Annotated in this window: 23 protein-coding genes and 1 other annotated feature; all 23 genes read right to left on the bottom strand. The window is 45.7% G+C overall.

Features of this window, described 5'->3' with window-relative positions; translation table 11 throughout:
- Window positions 1-15: 15 nt before the first annotated feature.
- The gene (gene sufU / locus BAU14_RS04640; protein WP_161898915.1) at window positions 16-492 is read right to left on the bottom strand and encodes a Fe-S cluster assembly sulfur transfer protein SufU; all 477 of its coding nucleotides are present in this window, start codon (window positions 490-492) and stop codon (window positions 16-18) included.
- On the bottom strand, window positions 479-1,717 hold the full coding sequence (locus BAU14_RS04635) for a cysteine desulfurase (RefSeq protein WP_161898914.1): 1,239 nt from the start codon (window positions 1,715-1,717) through the stop codon (window positions 479-481). The genes sufU and BAU14_RS04635 overlap by 14 nt, the downstream gene beginning before the upstream one ends.
- On the bottom strand, window positions 1,714-3,000 hold the full coding sequence (gene sufD, locus BAU14_RS04630) for a Fe-S cluster assembly protein SufD (RefSeq protein WP_161898913.1): 1,287 nt from the start codon (window positions 2,998-3,000) through the stop codon (window positions 1,714-1,716). Before sufD ends, BAU14_RS04635 begins: the two co-directional genes overlap by 4 nt.
- Before the next feature lie 13 nt (window positions 3,001-3,013).
- Window positions 3,014-3,784, bottom strand: a complete 771-nt coding sequence (sufC, locus tag BAU14_RS04625; RefSeq protein WP_161898912.1) for a Fe-S cluster assembly ATPase SufC — start codon at window positions 3,782-3,784, stop codon at window positions 3,014-3,016.
- Window positions 3,785-4,244: 460 nt separating this feature from the next.
- Window positions 4,245-5,051, bottom strand: a complete 807-nt coding sequence (proC, locus tag BAU14_RS04620; RefSeq protein WP_161898911.1) for a pyrroline-5-carboxylate reductase — start codon at window positions 5,049-5,051, stop codon at window positions 4,245-4,247.
- Window positions 5,052-5,225: 174 nt separating this feature from the next.
- Entirely contained in the window at window positions 5,226-6,104 is an 879-nt protein-coding gene (locus BAU14_RS04615; RefSeq protein ID WP_161898910.1) for a LysR family transcriptional regulator, read from the bottom strand.
- A 119-nt stretch (window positions 6,105-6,223) separates the two neighbouring features.
- Window positions 6,224-7,177: a hydroxymethylbilane synthase gene (gene hemC, locus BAU14_RS04610; RefSeq protein ID WP_161898909.1), complete on the bottom strand. Its 954-nt coding sequence runs from the start codon at window positions 7,175-7,177 to the stop codon at window positions 6,224-6,226.
- On the bottom strand, window positions 7,167-8,168 hold the full coding sequence (cobA, locus tag BAU14_RS04605) for a uroporphyrinogen-III C-methyltransferase (RefSeq protein WP_161898908.1): 1,002 nt from the start codon (window positions 8,166-8,168) through the stop codon (window positions 7,167-7,169). Before cobA ends, hemC begins: the two co-directional genes overlap by 11 nt.
- Before the next feature lie 98 nt (window positions 8,169-8,266).
- Window positions 8,267-9,094: a MurR/RpiR family transcriptional regulator gene (locus BAU14_RS04600; RefSeq protein WP_161898907.1), complete on the bottom strand. Its 828-nt coding sequence runs from the start codon at window positions 9,092-9,094 to the stop codon at window positions 8,267-8,269.
- Window positions 9,095-9,397: 303 nt separating this feature from the next.
- Window positions 9,398-10,684, bottom strand: coding sequence for a PTS sugar transporter subunit IIC (locus BAU14_RS04595; protein WP_161898906.1), 1,287 nt, complete (start codon window positions 10,682-10,684; stop codon window positions 9,398-9,400).
- A 134-nt stretch (window positions 10,685-10,818) separates the two neighbouring features.
- Window positions 10,819-12,348, bottom strand: a complete 1,530-nt coding sequence (locus BAU14_RS04590; RefSeq protein WP_161898905.1) for a DUF4127 family protein — start codon at window positions 12,346-12,348, stop codon at window positions 10,819-10,821.
- 61 nt (window positions 12,349-12,409) lie between these two features.
- Window positions 12,410-13,216, bottom strand: a complete 807-nt coding sequence (locus BAU14_RS04585) for a Cof-type HAD-IIB family hydrolase (RefSeq protein WP_161898904.1) — start codon at window positions 13,214-13,216, stop codon at window positions 12,410-12,412.
- A 9-nt stretch (window positions 13,217-13,225) separates the two neighbouring features.
- Entirely contained in the window at window positions 13,226-13,921 is a 696-nt protein-coding gene (locus BAU14_RS04580) for an N-acetylmannosamine-6-phosphate 2-epimerase (protein ID WP_161898903.1), read from the bottom strand.
- A 45-nt stretch (window positions 13,922-13,966) separates the two neighbouring features.
- Complete coding sequence (locus BAU14_RS04575) at window positions 13,967-14,152, bottom strand: hypothetical protein (RefSeq protein WP_161898902.1); 186 nt, start codon at window positions 14,150-14,152, stop codon at window positions 13,967-13,969.
- Window positions 14,153-14,353: 201 nt separating this feature from the next.
- Complete coding sequence (gene asrC / locus BAU14_RS04570; protein ID WP_161898901.1) at window positions 14,354-15,379, bottom strand: sulfite reductase subunit C; 1,026 nt, start codon at window positions 15,377-15,379, stop codon at window positions 14,354-14,356.
- Window positions 15,380-15,392: 13 nt separating this feature from the next.
- Window positions 15,393-16,247, bottom strand: a complete 855-nt coding sequence (gene asrB, locus BAU14_RS04565) for an anaerobic sulfite reductase subunit AsrB (RefSeq protein ID WP_237580405.1) — start codon at window positions 16,245-16,247, stop codon at window positions 15,393-15,395.
- On the bottom strand, window positions 16,240-17,301 hold the full coding sequence (gene asrA, locus BAU14_RS04560) for an anaerobic sulfite reductase subunit AsrA (protein WP_161898900.1): 1,062 nt from the start codon (window positions 17,299-17,301) through the stop codon (window positions 16,240-16,242). The genes asrB and asrA overlap by 8 nt, the downstream gene beginning before the upstream one ends.
- Window positions 17,302-17,589: 288 nt before the next feature.
- Window positions 17,590-18,402 carry a Cof-type HAD-IIB family hydrolase gene (locus BAU14_RS04555; RefSeq protein ID WP_161898899.1) on the bottom strand — a complete coding sequence of 271 codons (813 nt, stop codon included), beginning with the start codon at window positions 18,400-18,402 and terminating at the stop codon, window positions 17,590-17,592.
- A gap of 248 nt (window positions 18,403-18,650) precedes the next feature.
- Complete coding sequence (locus BAU14_RS04550) at window positions 18,651-18,851, bottom strand: hypothetical protein (protein ID WP_161898898.1); 201 nt, start codon at window positions 18,849-18,851, stop codon at window positions 18,651-18,653.
- Between the two features lie 269 nt (window positions 18,852-19,120).
- Complete coding sequence (rplL, locus tag BAU14_RS04545; RefSeq protein WP_161898897.1) at window positions 19,121-19,486, bottom strand: 50S ribosomal protein L7/L12; 366 nt, start codon at window positions 19,484-19,486, stop codon at window positions 19,121-19,123.
- A gap of 61 nt (window positions 19,487-19,547) precedes the next feature.
- Complete coding sequence (gene rplJ, locus BAU14_RS04540) at window positions 19,548-20,051, bottom strand: 50S ribosomal protein L10 (protein WP_161898896.1); 504 nt, start codon at window positions 20,049-20,051, stop codon at window positions 19,548-19,550.
- Between the two features lie 156 nt (window positions 20,052-20,207).
- Window positions 20,208-20,332: a sequence feature (ribosomal protein L10 leader region), on the bottom strand.
- 78 nt (window positions 20,333-20,410) lie between these two features.
- The gene (gene rplA / locus BAU14_RS04535; protein WP_161898895.1) at window positions 20,411-21,100 is read right to left on the bottom strand and encodes a 50S ribosomal protein L1; all 690 of its coding nucleotides are present in this window, start codon (window positions 21,098-21,100) and stop codon (window positions 20,411-20,413) included.
- A gap of 104 nt (window positions 21,101-21,204) precedes the next feature.
- Window positions 21,205-21,627, bottom strand: coding sequence for a 50S ribosomal protein L11 (gene rplK / locus BAU14_RS04530; RefSeq protein WP_161898894.1), 423 nt, complete (start codon window positions 21,625-21,627; stop codon window positions 21,205-21,207).
- Window positions 21,628-21,718 lie beyond the last annotated feature (91 nt).

Raw genomic sequence — 21,718 nt, 5'->3', positions numbered from 1 at the left:
GTGCTGTTTCACTCCTTACTCTTCGTCGTGGCGGTGGATATGGCCGCTGTCGGCAACACCGTCTGTTTCATTGACCGCTTTGTTCAAGGCTTTCCAGGCCAAGGTAGCACATTTGATACGGGTGGGAAATTTGGCCACTCCGGCTAACACTTCCGCTTCTCCAAGGCGTTCAGCGTCTGGAACGTCTTTGCCTTGGACGAGGTCAGAAAACAATAGGGTCAGGTCGCTGATTTCATCCACTTTTTTGCCGATGACCGCGTCTGTCATCATAGAGGCGCTGGCAGTGGAGATAGAGCAGCCGGAGCCGTCGAAGGCGATGTCTTGGATAACGCCATCTTTGACTTCCACTTCCAGATGGATCACGTCGCCACAGGTGGGATTGTTCATTTCTACAGTCAAGGTGGATTTGCCGAGACTGCCGTGATGATGAGGATGACTGGAGTGATCCAGAATCACTTGGCGGTAGAGATTGTCGAGTTTAGATAGGGCCATGTTGGAAAAACTCCTTTGTCGCAAGGATGGCGTCGACTAAGCGGTCGGCGTCCTCTTTGGTATTGTAAAAATAAAAGCTGGCGCGGGCTGTTGCCGGTACTTTCAGATAGTTCAGCAGCGGTTGCGCGCAATGGTGACCGGCCCGCACAGCGACGCCTTCCATATCCAGAGCAGTGGCCACATCATGGGGATGCAGACCTTCCAGATTAAAGGCAATTACGCCGGTATGGTGGGCCGGATCTTGGGGACCGTAAACTGTCAGTCCGTCAATAGCCAACAGTTTTGGCAATGCGTAGTCTACCAGACTTTGTTCGTACTCATGAATAGTTTGCATCCCGATAGCCGTCAGGTAGTCAATGGCTGCACCTAATGCGATGCCACCGGCAATGTTGGGCGTTCCAGCTTCAAATTTCCAAGGCAGCTCTTTCCAAGTGCTGTCATAGAGATTGACGAAATCAATCATTTCGCCGCCAAATTCCACCGGCTCCATCCGGTCCAACCATGCCCGTTTGCCATAAAGGACGCCGATTCCGGTAGGCCCGCACATCTTATGACCGGAAAAGGCATAAAAATCACAGTCTAATGCTTGGACATCGACTGGCATGTGGGGCGTGGATTGGGCACCGTCAATCACCATGATCCCACCATTTTCGTGAGCCAACTGTGTCAACTCAGCGACAGGATTGATTACGCCTAACACGTTTGAAACGTGGGCAATGGCGACAATTTTGGTTTTAGGGCCAATTTTGCGGCGCGCATCTTCTAAATCTAAAAACCCGTCGGCCGTCACGTCTATATAGACCAGCTTGGCTTGTTTTCTAGCTGCGAGCTGTTGCCAGGGGATGATATTGGAGTGATGCTCCATATAAGAAATAACAATCTCGTCTCCCGCCTCCACAAAGGCATCCCCAAAGCTTTTGGCAATCCAGTTCAGGCTGGTGGTAGTGCCGCGAGTGAACAACACTTCGGCACTTTCTTTGGCATTGATGAAACGGCGAACTTTTTCCCGCGCGCCTTCATAAGCGTGGGTTGCTCGTTCGGCCAACGTATGCACCCCACGGTGAACGTTGGCATTGTCGTGTTGGTAATAAGCCGTCAGAGCGTCGAGGACAGCCTGCGGTTTTTGGGTTGTAGCAGCATTATCCAGATAGACCAGTGGTTCATCGTTCACCAATTGGTCTAAGATGGGAAATTCCCGGCGCAGTTTTGCAGCATCTAGTGTCATGCTTCCAACTTCCCTTCAATCACATCGATAAATTCCTTTTGCGCTTCTTTCATTGGAATCGCGGTAATCACCGAGCCCAAGAAGCCACGAATTACGAGACGTTCGGCTTCTTCTTTGTGAAGACCGCGGCTCATTAGGTAATACATTTCATCCGGGTCTACTCGACCAACAGAAGCAGCGTGACCGGCAGTAACCTCATTTTCGTCGATCAACAAGATTGGATTAGCATCACCGCGGGCACCATCAGAAAGCATCAAAACCCGGCTCTCTTGTTGAGCGTCTGCTCCTTTGGCACCCTTAATGATATGGCCGATGCCGTTGAAAACCAGCGTTCCATGGTCACGAATAACGCCGTGCTGCAGGATGTGGCCAATTGAGTTCTTACCGAAGTTGGTGACTCGAGTATCGATTGCTTGTCGTTGTTCACCACCGGAGATTGCGACTACTTTGATTTCCGAATGCGCGCCGTCTCCTACCAAATCTGTGTCAAAGTCAGCGATAACATCGCCAGCGTTCATGACTCCCACGGCCCAATCCACCATTGCATCTCGCATGATGTGGCCACGACGGTTCAAATAGGTCGTTAAATTTTTTCCTAAACGATCAATCGCAGAATATTTCACCTGTGCGCCATTTTTGGCAATGACTTCCACTACGATATTGGCAGCAACCGGTTGGTCATTTCCTGGATCAGATGAGAATCTTTCTAAATAAGTAAACTGACTGTTGGTTTCTGCCACAATCAGGACATGATGGAAGAAATGACTGTTGCCGTTTTGGTTAAACAAGGCTTCAATAGGCTGTTCCACTACGACATTTTTCGGCACATATAAGAAAGCACCGCTGTTCAAAAAGGCCAAGTGAGCGGCAGTCAGCTTGTCTTCATCAGGTTTTACTGCTTTGGTCATGAAGTATTCTTGTACCAACTCGCTATGCTCTTTCATAGCTGAAAACAGGTCTGTGAAGATTACACCTTGATCCAATAATTCTTGCGGCAGTTGTTGGGCTACCGTGAGACTCCCGTATTGTACCAGCAACGGGTGGTCGTGCATTTCGTCAAAGCCGATGACACCTACTGTATCAGGTAGGCTGTCGTTTTCCATGGTGTCGCCGTCTATAGCCAAAAGCGGCCAATCGTTGTATTTCACCTGATCAATTCGCGGCAACCGCAGTTCATCAACTTGTGCCAGTGCCGCTTCTCGCAGCGCTAACATCCAAGCTGGTTCTTCCTGAGTGGCAGAGAACATTTTCACGGCGGAAAGATGGTCTTTCAATTGTGTCATGTCAAATGCCCCCTTACACTTCTTCTTTGTATTCGATACCTAATTCTTCACTGATGCCTGCATAGCCTTCAGCTTCCAGACGCCGAGCTAAATCAGCATCACCGGTCAATACGACACGGCCGTCCATCATAATATGCACCACATCTGGTGTGATGTAATTCAACAATCGTTGGTAATGGGTGATGATCAAGGCGCCAAAGTCAGCACCACGCATTTCATTGACCCCTTTAGCAACAACTTTCAAAGCATCAATGTCCAAGCCGGAGTCGATTTCGTCCAAAATAGCGAATTTTGGTTCCAGCATCAACAGTTGCAGGATTTCATTGCGCTTCTTTTCACCACCGGAAAAGCCTTCATTCAAATAACGTTCTGCCATTTCTTCAGGCATGTTCAACAGGTCCATCTTTTTATCTAATTTCTTCAAAAATTGCATAACACTCAGTTTGTCATCTTCTTCTCGCTTGGCATTGATCGCTGCTCTCATGAATTCAGCGTTGGTGATGCCGGGGATTTCAGATGGGTATTGCATCGCTAAAAACAGACCTAAGCGAGCCCGTTCGTCGACTTCCATCTCCAAAACATTTTCGCCATCCAGCAAAATTTCGCCCTCGGTTACTTCATAGTTGGGATTGCCCATGATAGCTGCCGATAAAGTGGATTTACCGGTGCCGTTTGGTCCCATGATAGCGTGAATTTCGCCAGTATTAAGAGTCAAGTCTACTCCTTTTAAAATCTCTTTGTCTTCGATGGACACGTGCAGGTTTTTGATTTCTAACGTTGACATGATTTTCCCTCCATTATGAGTCTAGCTTACCGCTTAGACTGATGGTCTGGTTGCGGTGGATGACTCTTTCATTCTCATTCATTTTACGCTAATTGAGAATGATAAGCAACGAGTCGTGATTTTTATTATTATCCTTTAATGCCGCTGAGGAGAGAAGTTTTCTGCTTGTGAATAAAAGCCACCTTACTTAAATACAATGGTACACTTCCTAACACTTACAAGAGTAAGCGCTTTTCATTAAAATCTTTCTTGATTGGCGCTGTAGCAAGCGATTCACTAGATCACTAGCAGTCATCATTCTCCGTTTTCTTGTGACAACTCATAGCGAGGTGCTACTAAAGCTTGTTCAGTTTTTTTCGAGTAAACTGAAAATTATTAATGCAAGCTTAATCTTTTTTTGATGACACAAAAAAATCCGTCGCCTCGTGTGAAGTAAGGCGACGGATTCGTCATATTTTTATTATTTTTCACCCAGCTCGTGATTCTTTTTGGCGGCAGCAGCAACCGCATTGATGACAGCGGATCGAAAGCCGTTATCTTCTAGCACTTTGACCGCAGCAATCGTGGTGCCACCTGGTGAAGTGACCATGTCTTTTAAAGCTCCGGGGTGCTGATTGGTCTCCAATACCATCTGGGCTGCGCCTAAAACAGTCTGGGCTGCAAACTCATAGGCTTGCGGGCGTGACATGCCTTCTAAGACCGCCCCATCGGCTAAAGCTTCAATGAACAAATACACGTAAGCCGGTGCGGAACCAGAAACCCCCACCACAGCATCAATTTGCGCTTCTGGCACCACCTCAGCTTTGCCAAAGCTACGAAAAACAGCTAAAACTTGTGTCAGCTCTATTTCATTGACTGCGTCATTTGGTGTAACAGAAGACATCCCAGCCCCCACCAAGGCAGGCGTATTTGGCATCACTCGTACCACTTTGCGAGGACCGTTACCTAAAAAATTCTGGATATCAGCCAATGAAACCCCTGCAGCTACAGAGATGATTACGGTTTCCTGATTTAGTAACGGCGAAAGTTCCTCTGCTACTTTGGGTAGGATATGCGGCTTCACACCCAAAACCAGCAGCTGGCATGTGGCAAGTTCTGCCAAACTTTTGACGGCAGTAATTCCCAGCTCGTCAGCTAAGTCTGTGGCCACTTTGGTCGTACGATTGTAGATCAAAATGTCTTTTTTAGCGTACAACTCCGCGCCGGCTAAGCCCCGCACCATAGCTCGTCCCATATTGCCAATACCAATAAATCCAATTTTTGTCATCTTTTTTCCCCCAATATTTCCGGCAAACCCATGAGTTACCACAAAATTTCTTTATATCCAGTTTGCACCAAAATCTACGGAACGTCCACTGTCGGAGATTTCTTGAATCCTACCAAACTGTCTCTTTTCCTATATCTTTTGATTAGTCACCGTTTTCGTAGTAAACGTGCTGAACTATTCTGTTGCAAACAGGTCATAGTTGGCTAAAATCCGTTCAACTGCGGCATTGCAGCGCTTATAGATGAAATACATCTCCGGTGCCGGCAGTGGCGTTTCAAAGGTCAACTCCGTCAATCCCCCAGTAACCAGCTCCTTTTCTACGGAGGAGCGATACAAAAAACTAATGCCCAATCCATTAGCAACAAAGTCTTTGATTACCTGATAGTTGCCCAGATGGCTACAAGTCAGCTCCGTTACTGGCAAGTCGTGGGCCAACAGCAAATTTTCAACTAGACGACCTAAGCCCGAACCGACTTCCCGAGTAATCAAGGGATACTCCCGCAGCGCCTCCCACCTGACGATGGTTTGTTGTGCCAGAGGATGGGTCGGTGCAGCAACGGCTACTAATGGTTCACAACGAAACAGGCGGTGCTGAAATTCTTTGTGATCAAATTGCCCTTCCACAAAGGCACAATCGACTTGATCCAAATTGAGATCTCGCAGTAATGTTCGGGTATTTTCCACAACCAGATTCAGCTGCGTTTTAGGAAAACGCTGCAACAACTTCATCAATGGTTGGGCAATCAGAAAATTGCCAATGGTAAAGGTACAAGCTAGATCAATATTCAAAGGCAGATCATCATCAAAAAGAGACTGTAGCCCCAGCTCCCCTTCCTTTTTCATATGAGCGACCAACTGATACAAATAATGCCCGGCTTCTGTCAAATACAGGTGCTTTTGCTTATACTCAAACAGTGTCACACCCAGTTCATCTTGCAGCTGAGCGATATGTTTGGAGACAGCCGGTTGCGTCAAATTCAAGCGGCGGGCTGCCTCTGTATAATTTAATGTTTCGCACACTATCAAAAAAGTTAGATAATGATAATCCAGCATGCTCCCACACTCCTGTCGGTTCCTTTTAAGCAGATACACCAGCTGTAATGCGTATAAATAAAGCCGAAACTCCCGCCGTTTCAAGCACTTTGTCAAGTGAAGAAATAGATTAGCCAGGCTTATTTGGGCAAAAAATCAGCCTGCTTACGGATTTTTTCGGCCACTGTTTTTCCAAGCATTTCTGGCATTATCTGATGCTCATCAATCTCGTGACGGTAAACTTCTGACTGAATTTCAATGACTTTGCCGGTTGCTTCATCTCCCAGCTGACCGGTGAAGAGCAGCTTTTCTCGTGCTTCAGCCTTATCATACCGGGCATACCCGGCCAATGGGACATTACACCCCAAACCAAATACCGCCAAAAAAGCGCGTTCGCAGGTTACTGCTTGTCGCACTGGCAAATCATCAATCTTCTGTAGCAGCTCCGCTTCCACTGCGTTTTCTCTGCATTCCACTGCGATGGCGCCTTGTCCCACTGCCGGCAAAAATGTAGTCTTTGGCAAGGGAAATTCTGTCAGTCCCCGTTCTTTTACAGGCAGCCCATACCGCCTGAGTCCTGCTTGGGCCATAATAATTCCGTCGTACTCGCCAGAAGCCAGCTTATCAAGTCGCGTATCGATATTGCCCCGCAATGGGACCAGCTTTAGATCCGGTCGCTGTGCTCCTAATTGGAAACGACGGCGACGACTGCTCGTCCCCACTACTGCACCTGTCGGTAAGTCTGCCAAGCTGTCGTAAGGTCCCCGCAATATCAGGCTGTCTCCTACTGGCATTCGCTGTGGAAAAGCACCTAGTGTCAGCCCCGGCGGTTCCACCGAGGGTAAGTCTTTGGCGCTATGAACAGCCATATCGATTTCTCCGGTCAACAGTGCTTCTTGGATGGCTTTGACAAAGACTCCCTGACCACCCATTTTCACCAAATCCGTCTTACGGTCCAGATCTCCTCGGGTTTCCATCAGCACTTTTTCAAAATGCTTGTCAGGGTATGCCTCTTGCAGTCGAGCAATGACATAATCTGCTTGAATTTGTGCCAACTTACTTTTTCGGGTGCCAATCCGGTAATCAGTTTTCATGCTTGTCCTCCAATACTTCTGTCAAAAACGCCTGATAAGCCGCTGCCGCAGTTTGGCTGGTATATTCCATCTGAACTTGTGAATCTGCCAGATACTCCGGCAAAAGCCGCCGATGAAGTGTGTCAAACCGCGAATCTGCTGCCGCTCCCACCATCACTGGGTAAAGGTCTGCACCGGCATCTGTGAAATCCAACAGCTGATCGAAACTCAGGGGCATATCTGTCACTAAGACCAGGCGCTGCCCAAAGCGAGGCAACTCTTCAAACCAGGAAGGTTCTGCCGCCTGTGCTGCAGTAGGACCGACAATAATCAATGCTGGGTTGCTTAAATGTGCATCAGCCACTTTTTCGACAATATCCGCCAACGTTCCCACTGCTTTTTTTTGACGACCCCACGTTCCCCACTGAAGAACAGCCACTGGTATACTGGGATCCGCTTCTTGTTGCAATAAAATTGCAATCAGCTCTGCCAATTGTTCCATTCCCATATAGACAACCACCGTTCCGCCGGCGGCAATCTGCGCCAATGGTTCTGCTGCAAACTCCTGCAACTGTGCAGTCGGTGTGGCGATTAAGCACTTTTCTGCCAAATGGCGATGGGTCACTGCAAAGCCGGCATACAAAGAGGCCCCGCTGGCACTGGTGACTCCTGGATAAACCTCATAGGATACACCAGCTTGGGTCAGTGCCGCCATTTCTTCTCCTACTCGGCCAAAAAAGCCGGGATCGCCGCCTTTTAAACGCACCACCTCTTTGCCGGCCTGTGCTGCTTTAATCATTGCCGCTTCGATTTCCTCTTGTTTCATGGCATGATGCGCCGGTTCTTTGCCGACAAATACCAGTTCTGCGCTTTTTGGTGCCAAATAAAGCAGCAAAGGGTTCATCAATCGGTCATAAAAGACGATATCGGCCTTTTCCAATGCCCGTCGTCCTTTAATGGTTAACAATGCCGGATCACCGCTACCGGCTCCCACAAGATACACTTTGGTCATAACAATTTGCCCTCTTTTCAATAAAAATCCCCTCAGCCGCCCTTATGAGCAATGCAACAGGCCCGTTTTTCTCTTAGCTTGTTCACTTAGGCATCTGTTTACATTTCTTGGATACGTTTCATCAATACTTCGTTAGTCATCAGCCGATACTGATGGTAGTATTCTGGATCCAGCTCAACGACAGCACGCATCAAAATATCAATGAGGTACAGCTGATTGACAGCTGCAGCAAAGGAACCCGCATCCGACTGGTATTCTTTAGAAGAAGCAATCAAGGCAACATCGCTGAGGGTTGCCACCTTGGAGCCCAGAAAGTTGGTGATAGCGACCACTTTGCTGCCGTGTTTTTGGGCTAGTTCTATATTGGTGATGACCTCTGTTGTATTGCCAGAGGTACTGACAGCCAAAGCGACATCTGCAGCTGTCATAAACGCAGAATTGATACTTTGTAAGTGACCGTCTCGTACAAATTCCACAAATTTTCCCAACCGCTTCAGGCGATTAGCTAACTGTTCAGCAATAATACCTGAATTTCCCACCGCAAATAGTACCACACGGCTGGCACCATGGATCAGCTCTGCCGCCTTGCCCACACTCCCAGCTTCTATCAGATTTCTAGTATCCAGTAAAGACTGCTGGTATTGATTGAAGACTTTGTCAAAATCGTTGTCTTCCACCAAATTCTGATCTTTTTCGGCAGTGGCCAGACTTTTAGCCAACTCGAATTTCAAATCCTGATAGCCACCAAAGCCGACTTTGCGAGCAAAACGAACGATTGTGCTCTCCCCAACACCAGCCATCATGGAAAACTCATTGAGAGACATCTTCTGCACCTCATCGGGGTTGGCTAAAATACTTTGTGCAACCTTTTTTTCCGACTTGCTCAAAGACGGAAAGTAGCTGCTAATCATCGGCAACAGTTCCATGTCACTCCTCCTGTCTTAGCTGACTCAAACGTCAACTGCTGCTTATATTATAGATTTTTCGACCATAAAAAGAAAGATGACACCACCATCTCCCCATAAATGATTTCAGAACACCATCAGCTTCTGTCATTTCCCACCTAAAATTTTCCCCTTAAAAAAGCTTTTTCCGCAAAGAAAACTTGCGTAAAAAATCCCGCAACCCGACTTTAACCCTTTGCTCTATGCTTAATAAGGCGATATATAATTTACTAACAAAAAAACCTCCATCGCACACTTGGTACAAGGGAGGATTTTTCACTTTTACTAGAATTTTTCTTTATTTGTCATCCGGACAAAGGGCAAGTAAATCACTACGCCGATTGCTAGTAAGATCACTTGCAGCAGCGCCGCTTTCCAATCTCCGTTTGTTGCCAGATAGCCAGAGATCACAGGTGGTGTGGTCCAAGGAATCAGCGCTGAGGTTTTAGCAATAATTCCCATGCTGGTGGCAAAGTAAGCAATTGTTGTGGTCACCGTTGGAACTAAGATCAGCGGGATTCCCAACAGTGGATTGAAGACTACTGGCAACCCAAACATCAATGGTTCACTAACATTAAACAACGAAGGAATCAAGCCAACTTTGGTGATGGAGCGGTAGTCTTCTCGTTTAGAACCGATGAAGATAGCGATGACTAAGCAGAAGAGCATCCCGCCGCCCCCCATCCAGGCAAATGAATCTAAGAAAGGTTTGGTTACGATATTTGGTAGCTCAGCATTATTTTTCAGCGCATCCATATTTTCTTGAATGGCTGTCAGCATAACAGGTTCACCGATTGAACCCAGAATAAATGTACCGTGCAGTCCGAATGCCCACAACAGGTTACACAAAAAGACATATACTAAGATGCCTCCCAACGATTGAAATGAAGCCATCAGTGGGGCTTGGAAAAACTTCGCAATCAGTGTTGGAATATCCGATTTCACAGTCCACACAATCACTACTTCTAACAATCCGATGATCGTGGTCACGAGAAATGCCGGAATTAAAACATTGAAAGATTTTGCAATTGAAGGTGGCACACTTTCATGCATCCGAATCTTCAACTTGTCCATATTAGAAAATTTCACGAGTAATGTCACTGAAAGCAAAGTAGCAATAATCGCCAAAAACATCCCTGTAGCGCTTGTCTGGGCCTGGGTTAAGACGGCCCCGGCAGTGAAACTTTCCCCATTTACATCCGTCAGTGCAACTTGCGCCGGCAATACGAGCACAAATGATACAATCCCCATGACAGCTCCGAACAAGCCATCATGATTGTAGCTAGCTGCGAGCTTATAGCCAATCGTAGCTGCGATTAAGATAGCCAAAATTCCCAATGAAGCATTGTAAACTTGATTGCCTAAATCCATCCATTTTGCCGCTGCAGTCACATTCTTCAAAAGACCATTTGTAGGGCTCAAAAGTAAATTGTTCACCAACACCCAAAAAGATGCGATGATTGTCAGTGGAATCAAAGCCACAAAGCCATCACGAATGGCAGCAATATGCCGCTGACTTGAAAACTTGTTGGCAAAAACCAACATTTTGTTCACGATACTGTTGTTTTCCATTTTCTTTCCTCCATCGTTGCCTGTTTTAGAAACTATCTAATTGCCAAAGCAGCTGACAATAGCAACCGCTTCGTAAAACCCGTTGCCCCCCTTTCCCACCCTAACCTTCAGGTGGGAAAGGATTCTGTAAATACTTATTTCTCTGTTAGTGTCAGCTGACAGTTGCACTCAAACATTCGCTTCCAAGGAAAGGACAATTCTTTGAATACCAGCGCTTTGTCCTTGAAGCTGTTTTTCAGCCAACGCTCCCCACATTTCAGCAATTCGGCTTTGACGTATGCTGTCACTTGCTCCTCGTTACCGGCAATATCGAAATAATTTTTTCCAAGACCAGGCAGCAGCTTCTCAGTCGTCTGTCGCCGCACCAATGCCTGGTAAAACACATCTTCGTATAAGCTGCTCACTAAATTATCCAACTGATGACGATTCAAAGACTCCTGATTTGTAGCAAAAGTCAGTCCACACAAAGCGCTACCAAGTGAGTTGCAATTGGTATTCCAGGCTTTATAACAAGCCAAGTGCTCCAGCAGTCCCCACTTATCTAACAGTCTCACCAATTCTAAATCCCCGCCATTGGCATAGGCACTGTCGCAAATACCCACTGGCTTTTTCAAAGACAGATCATCTTTGATTTCTTGCAAGAAGGTTAGCAGATGACGATAAGAGTCATAGGTCACATCCTTTTGGGTTACTTGATCCCAAGACTCCTGCATCACTTTTCCCGGTGTGTTGTAGGCCAAGATTACATCGGCTTCTTCTCGGTTGGTAGTCAGTCTCATCCCCGCAGCCATCACGTGCGCTTTGAGGCTCTCATTAATGATGCGATCTTCGTATAACGGAACTAACGTTGGCCCCAATGTTGACGAAAAGTGAACAAAGAGCTTAGGTGCTTTTTGTTGATAATCATTGTATCCTCGGGCTAGCAAGGTAAAGCCCACTTCATCCGCCCCTGGGTAGACCATAATTTGATCCTTGAGATTTTTTTCGCTAATCGCACCATAAACTTTTTTCTGATCGATAGCCGTATATCCATAAGGCGCAGAATCATCTTGTGGAATGGCAAGAAAATCAATTATTCCTGCTTCAACTAGACGAACATGTAATAAATCAGCTGCCACATTGAACGCTCGCCGCCCTTCGTAGTCTTCGATGAAGCTAGTCGGAATCGTATTTTGCAACTGTACTAACTCAGCAGCTTCTTTTTCTGATAAGCCTTCTCGTTGTTGTTTGTCCTGCAGCCAGCCATGGCGAAAAATTTTGGCACCGTATGCTTCGTAGTAGTCCGGCTCTTCGTCAGCGCTATCATATTTTGGCGTGCGCATAATCAAATTGGAAAAATACAGCTTGAGCTTAGGATTTTCCATCTTTAACTGCCGAATTTTTTCTTCATAAGAATGTAGCTCAGACATCGGTAAATGATGCAGTCGCGATGCCAGTAAACCACCGTATAACAGCATTTCTGCTGATATAACCGCATAATCAGCATCTGCTACAGCCTGCTCTAAAAACTGCCAAATTTCCTCTCGGTTACCAGCTATTTTTTTGTACCCCATCAAAGATTTTGGTAGCGACATACAATCAACATCACCTTTAGCCGTGATTGTGCGGATTGGGTAATCGGTATTGCAGGGGCGTTCGTCCAAGGGGATATATACGATTTTCATAGGAACCTCCTGTTTATAAGTTTCAAAGGGACTGGGTATTTGTTGCTCACGTCAGTCATCATTATGCTGGTTGGCCGCTTGATTCGTGATACAGCTTTTCGACGATTTCACCGACATTCTTGGCATAATCTTTAGCTTGTGCTCGGATTTCCGCCGGTGCTTTTTGAACTGCATAAGAGTGGTCTGCTACGGTAAACATCGTGACGTCGCTCTCTGCATCACCGGCAACGTAAGTATTTTCGGGAGCTACTGCCAATCTGACCATCACATCTTTCAATGCGGCCCCTTTAGACACTTTGTTTGAGAAGACTTCCAATGACGAGGGACTGGTCATAACGATATTGACTTTGCCAATTCCTAGCCGCGCCTCAATCTGTTGACGGATTACGTCAAAGGTTTCTTTATCTCCGAAAGTCAGGTAGATGGTGGGATTTTTTTCTGTTTCTCCCACAAAGGTTGGCAAATCCTCAATAATAATAGAGGAATCCACGAACTCCGCCACATTCTCTGGGTCTCTTGGGCTAGGAAACAGGCGGTTTTTAGCGTTGGACACTTCTGTACGCAACCCCATTCCAAAGATTGCCTCGTTCAGCTTAGGAATATAACTTGAAGGAATTGTTTCACATGCAACGAGCTGATTCTTTCGATCATAAACTACCGCGCCATTTTGACTAATACGGTAATCACTTTCAAAGCCCAGCTGTTTTTCTACATACTTAATATCCGTGTCCATGCGTCCGGTACAGATTACAAAGCGACCGCCATCTTGGCAAAACTGCTTAATCCATCGCAAGCTTTCTTGGTCAATCTGACCTTTTTCATCCAACAAGGTACCATCTAAATCGCAAACCAGTAATTTATCTTTCATCTATGTCTCTCATTTCTCTTTTTTTATCTTTGCCTCACCAGCAGCGGCGGTGTATCTTCTGGTAATCAGCTGTGGTCGGGTAATGATGGAGCCGACGACAACCGCATGAGCACCAAGTTCCAAGGCTTTCGTGACCTGTACAGGAGCATCCGTATGACCTTCCATGATGACAGGTACGGAGACAGCTTCAATCATAGCTGCCAATAATTCAAAATCTGGCGTGTCCGTTTTTTTAGAATAAGGGGTGTAGCCAGCCAATGTCGTTGAAACGATATCAAAACCGATCTTTTCACAGGCAATCGCTTCTGCCAATGTCGAACAATCTGCCATTGCTAATCTACCAGCAGCATGGATCTGGGCCACTAAATTAGCAGTCTGTTCATCATGTGGCCGTTTTTGTTTAGTGCCATCCAAAGCAATGATTTCTGCCTTCGTGGTCAATAATTCTGCAACTTCTTTAGCAGTCGCGGTAATGTAAACATCTGAGTCTGAATAATCGCGTTTGATAATACCAATCACTGGTAAGGACACCTGCTTTTTGATTTCATCAATATCCACGACGGAATTTCCCCGTATCCCCACTGCACCGCCTTCTTTAGCAGCCAATGCCATACGTCCCATGATAAAAGAGCTGTGGAGCGGTTCGTCTTCTAGTGCCTGACAAGAAACAATGACTCCACCATAGATTTGATCCAATACGTTCATTTTACTTCCTCGCTTCTCTTTTTGGTGTTAAGCTTCTTTTTCGAATTATTTATGGCGCAATACTACACCGTTTTTTTCCAAAAGTAAAGTGCAAACCAGCAATTTCTGAACTCGATTGTCATTTTTCATTGCAGCGATTTTTTCCGTACAAGAAAATTGGGCAGCTTTCTTTTCGTGTAAAGGCATAGATTCTCCAAAATCATTAACCCTCTCAACTTCCTTACCAGCCAAAAAATTACGCTCCAAAAGCAGTATCCGTCTATGTACTTCTCAGCTCTTCCTTTCAATAAAAAAGACACCTTCCCCAAAGAAAGGTGTCCTCTATCATTACCTGCCGCCGTCTTACTTGGCTTATATCGTGAAATAGTCAGCCACGGTTGGTTAGGATGGCAAAAACAGCGACAGGTCCTTCATCCATTCAATCACTTCAAATCAAGGCGTAACGTTTAAGTGACGACTTAGAGGTTTCAAGTGGATATTGCTACGGTACTCTTGTTCAGCCCAATAAACGTTATCTGCAATTAATGCTTCTGGATTCAATTTCACTCCTGCTAGCATAAAGGTCTTGAAGTTGTGGTAACCTGCACGATCAATCAAATGCCCACCGTGAAGGTATTCCGCCTTGCCTTCCAATGCCATTTCCGAGAATTTTGGCCAGTTCTTAATAATCGCCAGCACGGCTTCCTCACTGAGCCAATTGGCAAACATCTTGCCCATCCGCGGGTACTGCTTTCCAGAGCGACCACCGATATAAATCTTATAAAAGACTCGCTCCTGCCGGGACCAAGCACCAGTTGGACACGCCGTAACACATTCTCCACAGCCAACACAGCAACAAATATCTTTGGCAACTCGGCCATGGCCATCGGGTTCGAGAACTCCTGTGGCTACTTTTTGACATTTTCTTACACAAGCACCGCAGGAAATACAGCGGTCAGCATCATATACTGGCATGGTTACTCCCACGATCCCGATATCTTGAAATTGCGCTTTGGCACAATCATTGGGACAGCCCCCAACAGCAATTTTCACATGGTAGGGGTTAGGGTAGATTAATTTTTCGATTTTATGGGCCATGTCCTGCGTATTGATGTTGGCCTTGATACAGTGAATGCCACCGACACAAGCTACGACATTGCGGGGACCGATATAAGGATAGCCGTCACGAGTATCCATTTTTACGCCGCACATCTTCTCTTCCATCTCGATGATGAAAGGTTCGATATATTTGTTGATAGCTGGCACCGATTTGGCTTTGATGCCGGGAATGTCAAAAGTCATTCGAGTGCCAATGTGAAAATCCCCATTGCCCCAAGTTTGACAGACGTGTTGGACCATTGCTAACCATTTGGCATCCATATAATTACCGGCACAGCGGAGTTGCAGCATGAACTCCCCAGGAATTTTCGACTGGCGGTAACACATTTGTCGAAGTTCTTTGATTTTGATATCTTCCATTTTGGTTCCCTCTCTAGTCGATTAGATTTTTAGCATAGGCATAATTGAAGACCGGTCCATCGACACACACATACGTTGCATCCATTCGACAATGGCCGCATTTTCCAATTCCGCAGGACATGTTCCGTTCATAAGAAACCCAGATTTTTTCATCAGGAATTCCGGCTTCCGCCAAGCTCAGTGTCGCAAATTTCATCATGACAGGCGGTCCCACGACGACACATTCATAATTTCCGCCAAAGTCTGCAAAGGGTACCTCAGCGACAAACTTCGTCACCAGACCGGTTTCCCAATCTTGATAAACGTCTTTGTCCAATGTGTAGATTGCATGGAAATTTGGTGCTTTTCTCCATCTTTCCAGCGTTTCTCGAAACAGAATCGATTGGGCATCTTTAAAGCCAAAAATCAGATAAATTTCCCCGTATTGCGCCGGATTAGCGAAGAATTTTTCTACTAATGTCTTGATTGGCGCCACACCGGTACCACCGGCAATCACCAACACGTTCTTCTTGGCAAATTTTTCCAATGGCCAACCGTGACCATATGCCCCACGCATAAAGATCGTCTCTCCTTTACGCAATCCGAAAAGCGCATTGGTGACCCGACCGACACTCCGGATGGTAAAATCACACCAACCTGGACCATAACCGGAAACCGAAATCGGCGCTTCTCCTACTCGAGGGATAGACAGCTGCATAAATTGACCATCTTGAATTGGCAGCTGATTTTCCATTCGAAACGTCCATTCAGTGTCTGTTTCCTTGATGATTTCTATGATTTTGTGAGGTGTGGGCAACACTGGATTATGGGGAGGAATCATGGTCGCCACACTTTCGGCAGAGTGAAGCTTATGGTGCATTTCAGACATGGAATGGCACTCCTTCCTTGATTTCTTGGCGGATTTCGATCAGAGCCGCGTTGATATTGGCTAATGTCTGGGAATAACTGATCAACTCGGGGCAATCCGCATCGCAACGACCACAGCCAGTGCACATCGCCCCAGTATGGAAGCGGGCATCGTGTCCATAGACTTTATGAAGAATCTTGAAGCGATAGCGATCTTTGACAGTTTTACGGAAGCAATGGTCCCCGGCCATCGTATCAAATCCTGCAATCATACAAGAGGCACAACCGCGACGGCGCTCACCGACATTCTGGTTTTCACTATAAAAAATATCAGTCGTGGTGAAACAGGTGCATGTGTTGCAGGCGATGGTGCATTTCCCACAGGCGATGCAGCGTTTGTCGTATTCTTCCCACATCGGATGCACCCGTAGACGCTGGTATTCTTCTTGAGATTCAATCTGAGGAAAAGCGACCTTCAACTGATTTTCTTGTGGAAAGCTGACTTCAAACAACGTCTCCTGGGCATCACTAAAATACCCCTCAAACAATTCGGAATTCAGCTGAATTTTGGCACCGACTTCTGAAAATGCTACCCCAAAATCATGAATATCCGTGACATTGGTTCCTAGACTACAGCAAAAGCAACCGTCATATTGGTCATCACATTGCATCACTGCAAAGTGAGCTTTTTCTCGCAGCCGCTTGTAAAAATAATCTTGTTCCCCGCCATTTTCCAGAAAGATTTGGTCTTGAATCTTCACCGAATTCAAATCACACGCGCGACCGAAAATTAACAGTTCCCGTTCATCTTTCAACTTGGCTTCTTTAAAATCCTCTTCGGTAAAGTAAAACAACGTCTGACTCAACGGCGTCAGGACTTCCTTCATAGAAAAAATCGAGCGCTGCTGCCATTCGATCTCCTCATACTTAGTGACTTCTTTGTAAAGAATCGTATCGTCTAGTGCGTAGCGACCGCCATTATGCAGCCGAGTTGGGGCGTAAATGGCATATTTTTCCGACAAGGCTTCAAAGAGAGTGTCCATCTCAGCAACTGTCAGTGCATAGCTCTTCGTCATAGTAGTGACTCCTTTGCGATTTCATTGTAATAATATGAACATATTTATTTGCATTCAACCGTCTTCTACATGACCGATCATAAGGGAATCCTTTAAAAATAAGAAATAATCATTCGTTATCCAACAATAACGCAGAGGAATACTTCACAAATCGCATTTTAGAGAATCGCTCTCAAATTACCAGTAAAACAAATAGCACAGCCATCCGCTTTGATAAAAAAGCTCTGACTGTGCTCTAATTGTGTTTTTTATCACAAACTAATCGAAAAAGGTTCTCAGTTACCAAGACTACTCACTAGGCCACTTTTCACCTTCAAACAGTTGCAATGCCAGACAGGCTTCCCAAATGCCATGCTCACTAACTTTGCTTGTGATATGCCCTGCTTTTTCCTTCAACGCTGACGCAGCATTGCCCATCGCAACCGGCATCCCCACCGTTTCAAACATGGCAAAATCATTTTCTTCGTCTCCAAAGGCTAGCGCTGCTGCAGCAGGAATCGCCAACTGCGCCAAAATCTCGTGAATTCCTGTTGCCTTAGAGATCTCAGCCAAATGAATATCTACAACTGTTGGCGCCACTTTTTCTACCTTTACTTCTGGTAACGACAATGTAACCTGAGAAGAATTTTCACTGTGGCAGATTACTTGGATGACATCTTTGGGGAATTCTTCGAGTTCAGCTAAAGAAGCAATATCCGTTACACCACCATCATTGCCTAAACTAGCCAAATCAGAAGAATACAGCTGATGAGGGGTTTCCACCAGATAAGGCAATCCCTGGGCCGTCAATTCTTGTTGGATGCTAGTCAAAATCTCCGCTCCCAGCCGATGGGTCACCAGTGTTTTTCCTTGATACACCACATGGGCGCCGTTCGATGAGATCACACTTTCAACTCCCAATTTTTCTGCCAGCCGGTGGATTGCTTGATAATTGCGGCCAGTCGCGATCACCGGCTCAATGTCATTTTCCTTTAGTTTTCTCAGTGCTTGGCGCGCAGATTCAGGAATCCGTGCATAAATCCCCATATCTTGCGGCAATTCATTGTCCGCCAGCGTACCGTCAATATCGAAAAAAGCGATTTTGTAGTGAGGCTGTGACATCTTTTTTCCTCCTTGTTGGAATTGACTTTCCTCCATTATCTCATATCCACAAAAAATGACTTACTATTTTTTTAAACGGATAGCTACCTGCCACATTAGAAAACATAGATGGATTTTACTAGGCGAAAGAGTGTCACTTTTGTGTAGACTACTCCGGGAAAATAAAAAAGGTGCCTGCAACTTTTAAGCCACTAGCACCGCCTACTGAGGGAGCAGCGATTTATCTGCCACGCTAATCAAGATAGAAGTTAGCGTCGTCTGATAACTACAGCTGTTTCAGCCATTATCCAGACTACTGCAAATGATTGGACATATACCCCAGAGGTGCGCAAAAATTCCGGATGAAACAGCCAACTGACCAAAAGCAAGAGCACTGCGATAGGCACCCAGATTTTCAATGCCAGCAAGAGACCTGCCAACAGATTTTGCTTCCAGTTTTTTTCTTTCATCAGAATTCCCCCCATTGCCATGATTCCCTCCAGTCTAACACGCCTTGTTGCCGAAGTCTAAAAAACTGCGGTTTAAAAAATTTCTGAAATAATTTTGCCTACCCACTACCGAATCCAGATTGACATATCGCACTACTCTTGCTGAAACTGACTTTTCTGAAACTGAGAAGGCAGAGTTACGCCTTAACTCTCTTCATTTTTGAGTTAAAGTAAAAAAGACCGGAAGCCTTGATTTAACAAGGTTTCCGGTCTTTTTAATCAGCGAGTGATTATTTTACTGTTACAGATGCGCCTACTTCTTCCAAAGCAGCTTTCAAAGCTTCTGCTTCGTCTTTAGAGATGCCTTCTTTAACAGCTGAAGGAGCGCCGTCAACTACTGCTTTAGCTTCTTTCAAGCCCAAGCCAGTTGCTTCACGAACTGCTTTGATAACTTTAACTTTTTGGTCGCCAGCTGCAGTCAATTCAACTGTAAATTCAGTTTGTTCTTCAGCAGCAGCCGCAGGGCCAGCAGCAACAGCTACAGGAGCTGCAGCAGATACGCCAAATTCTTCTTCGATAGCTTTAACTAAGTCGTTCAATTCAAGGATTGTCGCGCCTTTCAGCTCTTCGACAATGTTTTCAATGTTCAATGCCATGATTGATTTCCTCCATTTTAGGTAAGTTTTAGGTTGTGTTGCAGATCAAGCTACGCTGCGATTAAGCTGCGTCGCCTTCTTTTGATTCGATAACTGCGTTGACTGCGTATGCAACATTGCGGACTGGCGCTTGCAATACAGACAGCAACATAGAAAGGAGACCTTCGCGGTTTGGCAGTTTTGCCAGTGCGACCATTTCGTCGACTGTCGAAACTTTACCTTCGATGATACCACCTTTGATTTCCAAAGCTTTCGCGTCTTGTGCAAAATCGTTGACGATTTTCGCAGGTGCCACGACATCTTCGTTACTGATAGCAACGGCAGTCGGACCTGTGAATACTTCATCCAATCCTTCAAGACCTACTTGTTTGGCAGCGCGGGAAAGGATAGAGTTTTTGATAACTTTCATTTCCACGCCGTTGTCACGCAATTGTTTACGCAAACGAGTCACTTCGTCTACAGTCAAACCACGGTAGTCAACTACGACTACGGATGCGGCTGCTTGCAGTTTTGCAGCGACTTCGTCAACTAATTGCGCTTTTTTAGCGATAGCTGCTTCACTCATTTGTATTTCACCTCCAAGATTTGATGGGTTAGAGTCGTTTGTACATCGGCTGATACGGTCGTCGCAGACTAAATGCCTACTCGACTGCAAAGGGCACGCCCTTTTCGTCTCAGTGTGTTTGCTGCTATGAAGTTCCGAAAAATCGGCTACCAGTCGCAAACATACAAAAAAACCCTATGCCACCGTAGACATAGAGGGACCATTGACTGTTCTCAACGTTGTCCTCGGCAGGAAATTAAGGCTAGGCCACCTGCTGTCTTCGGTACAGTTAAACTTTAACCTTGACCACCTTATCATAGACAAGGCAGTCAAGTCAAGTTTAGTTTTTCATTTTTTCGTTAGGTATTGGCAGTCGCGGCTTAGAAAGAAGCAGCGTCTACGTGGATACCAGGTCCGAAAGTAGTTGTAATAGAAATGTTTTGCATGTAAACACCTTTAGCTGCTGAAGGTTTTGCTTTCACCAGGGTGTCGTGGATTGTTTTGAAGTTTTCTACCAATTTATCATTTTCAAATGATACTTTACCGATTGGCACATGAATGTTACCAGCTTTGTCAACACGGTAAGTTACTTTACCAGCTTTTACTTCGTTGATTGCTTTTGTAACGTCCATTGTAACTGTACCGGTCTTAGGGTTAGGCATCAAGCCTTTAGGACCCAAGACACGACCCAATTTACCAACTTCAGCCATCATGTCAGGTGTTGCAACAACTACGTCGAAATCGAACCAGCCGCCTTGGATCTTTTGAACCATGTCAGCTTCGCCTACGAAATCTGCGCCTGCAGCTTCAGCTTCTTTTGCTTTTTCGCCTTTTGCGAAAACCAAAACTTTTTGTGTTTTACCAGTACCGTTTGGCAGAACTACCGCGCCACGGATTTGTTGGTCCGCTTTTTTAGGGTCTACGTTCAGACGGTAAGCAACTTCAACCGTTGCGTCGAATTTTGCGATGTTTGTGTCTTTAGCCAATGCAACAGCTTCTTCTACAGCGTAAGCTTTTGTATTGTCAACTTTTTTCAATGCATCTTGCATTTTTTTGCTCTTTTTAGCCATTTTGTTTCCTCCTTGATGTGGTTATAACGGTAGAACCTCCCACGTCTTTCCATATCTTTCAATACAGAACCAACTGAGAAGCTACGTAATCGGGGTATTGTAGATTATTCTACAGTAATCCCCATGCTTCGTGCAGTTCCTTCGACCATGCGCATTGCTGCTTCAACGTCAGCTGCGTTTAGGTCTTCCATTTTCAACTCAGCGATTTCTTTTACTTGATCGCGAGTAACTTTAGCAACTTTGGTTTTGTTTGGTTCGCCTGAACCTTTTTCAACTTTAGCCGCTTTTTTCAGCAATACTGCTGCCGGCGGAGTTTTTGTTACGAAGGTGAATGAACGGTCTTCGTATACAGAGATCACTACTGGAATGATCAAACCTGCTTGGTCAGCGGTACGGGCGTTAAATTCTTTTGTAAAGCCCATGATGTTGATCCCTGCTTGACCCAATGCAGGACCTACTGGGGGAGCTGGTGTTGCTTTCCCTGCAGGAATTTGCAATTTAACGAGTTTTTCTACTTTTTTTGCCACGAGACATACCTCCTTGAGTCCGTGATGTGGTTAATTGGAGATGAAGATTTCTCCTCCCACGTTGTGAAAACTTGGTGCTCATACGTGCGTG

The organism is Candidatus Enterococcus leclercqii (genome assembly GCF_009933135.1).
In the GTDB taxonomy this organism is placed as follows: Bacteria; Bacillota; Bacilli; order Lactobacillales; family Enterococcaceae; genus Enterococcus_C; species Enterococcus_C leclercqii.
The sequence above is the reverse complement of the archived record's forward strand: the minus strand, read 5'-3'. Positions and strand labels throughout refer to the sequence as shown.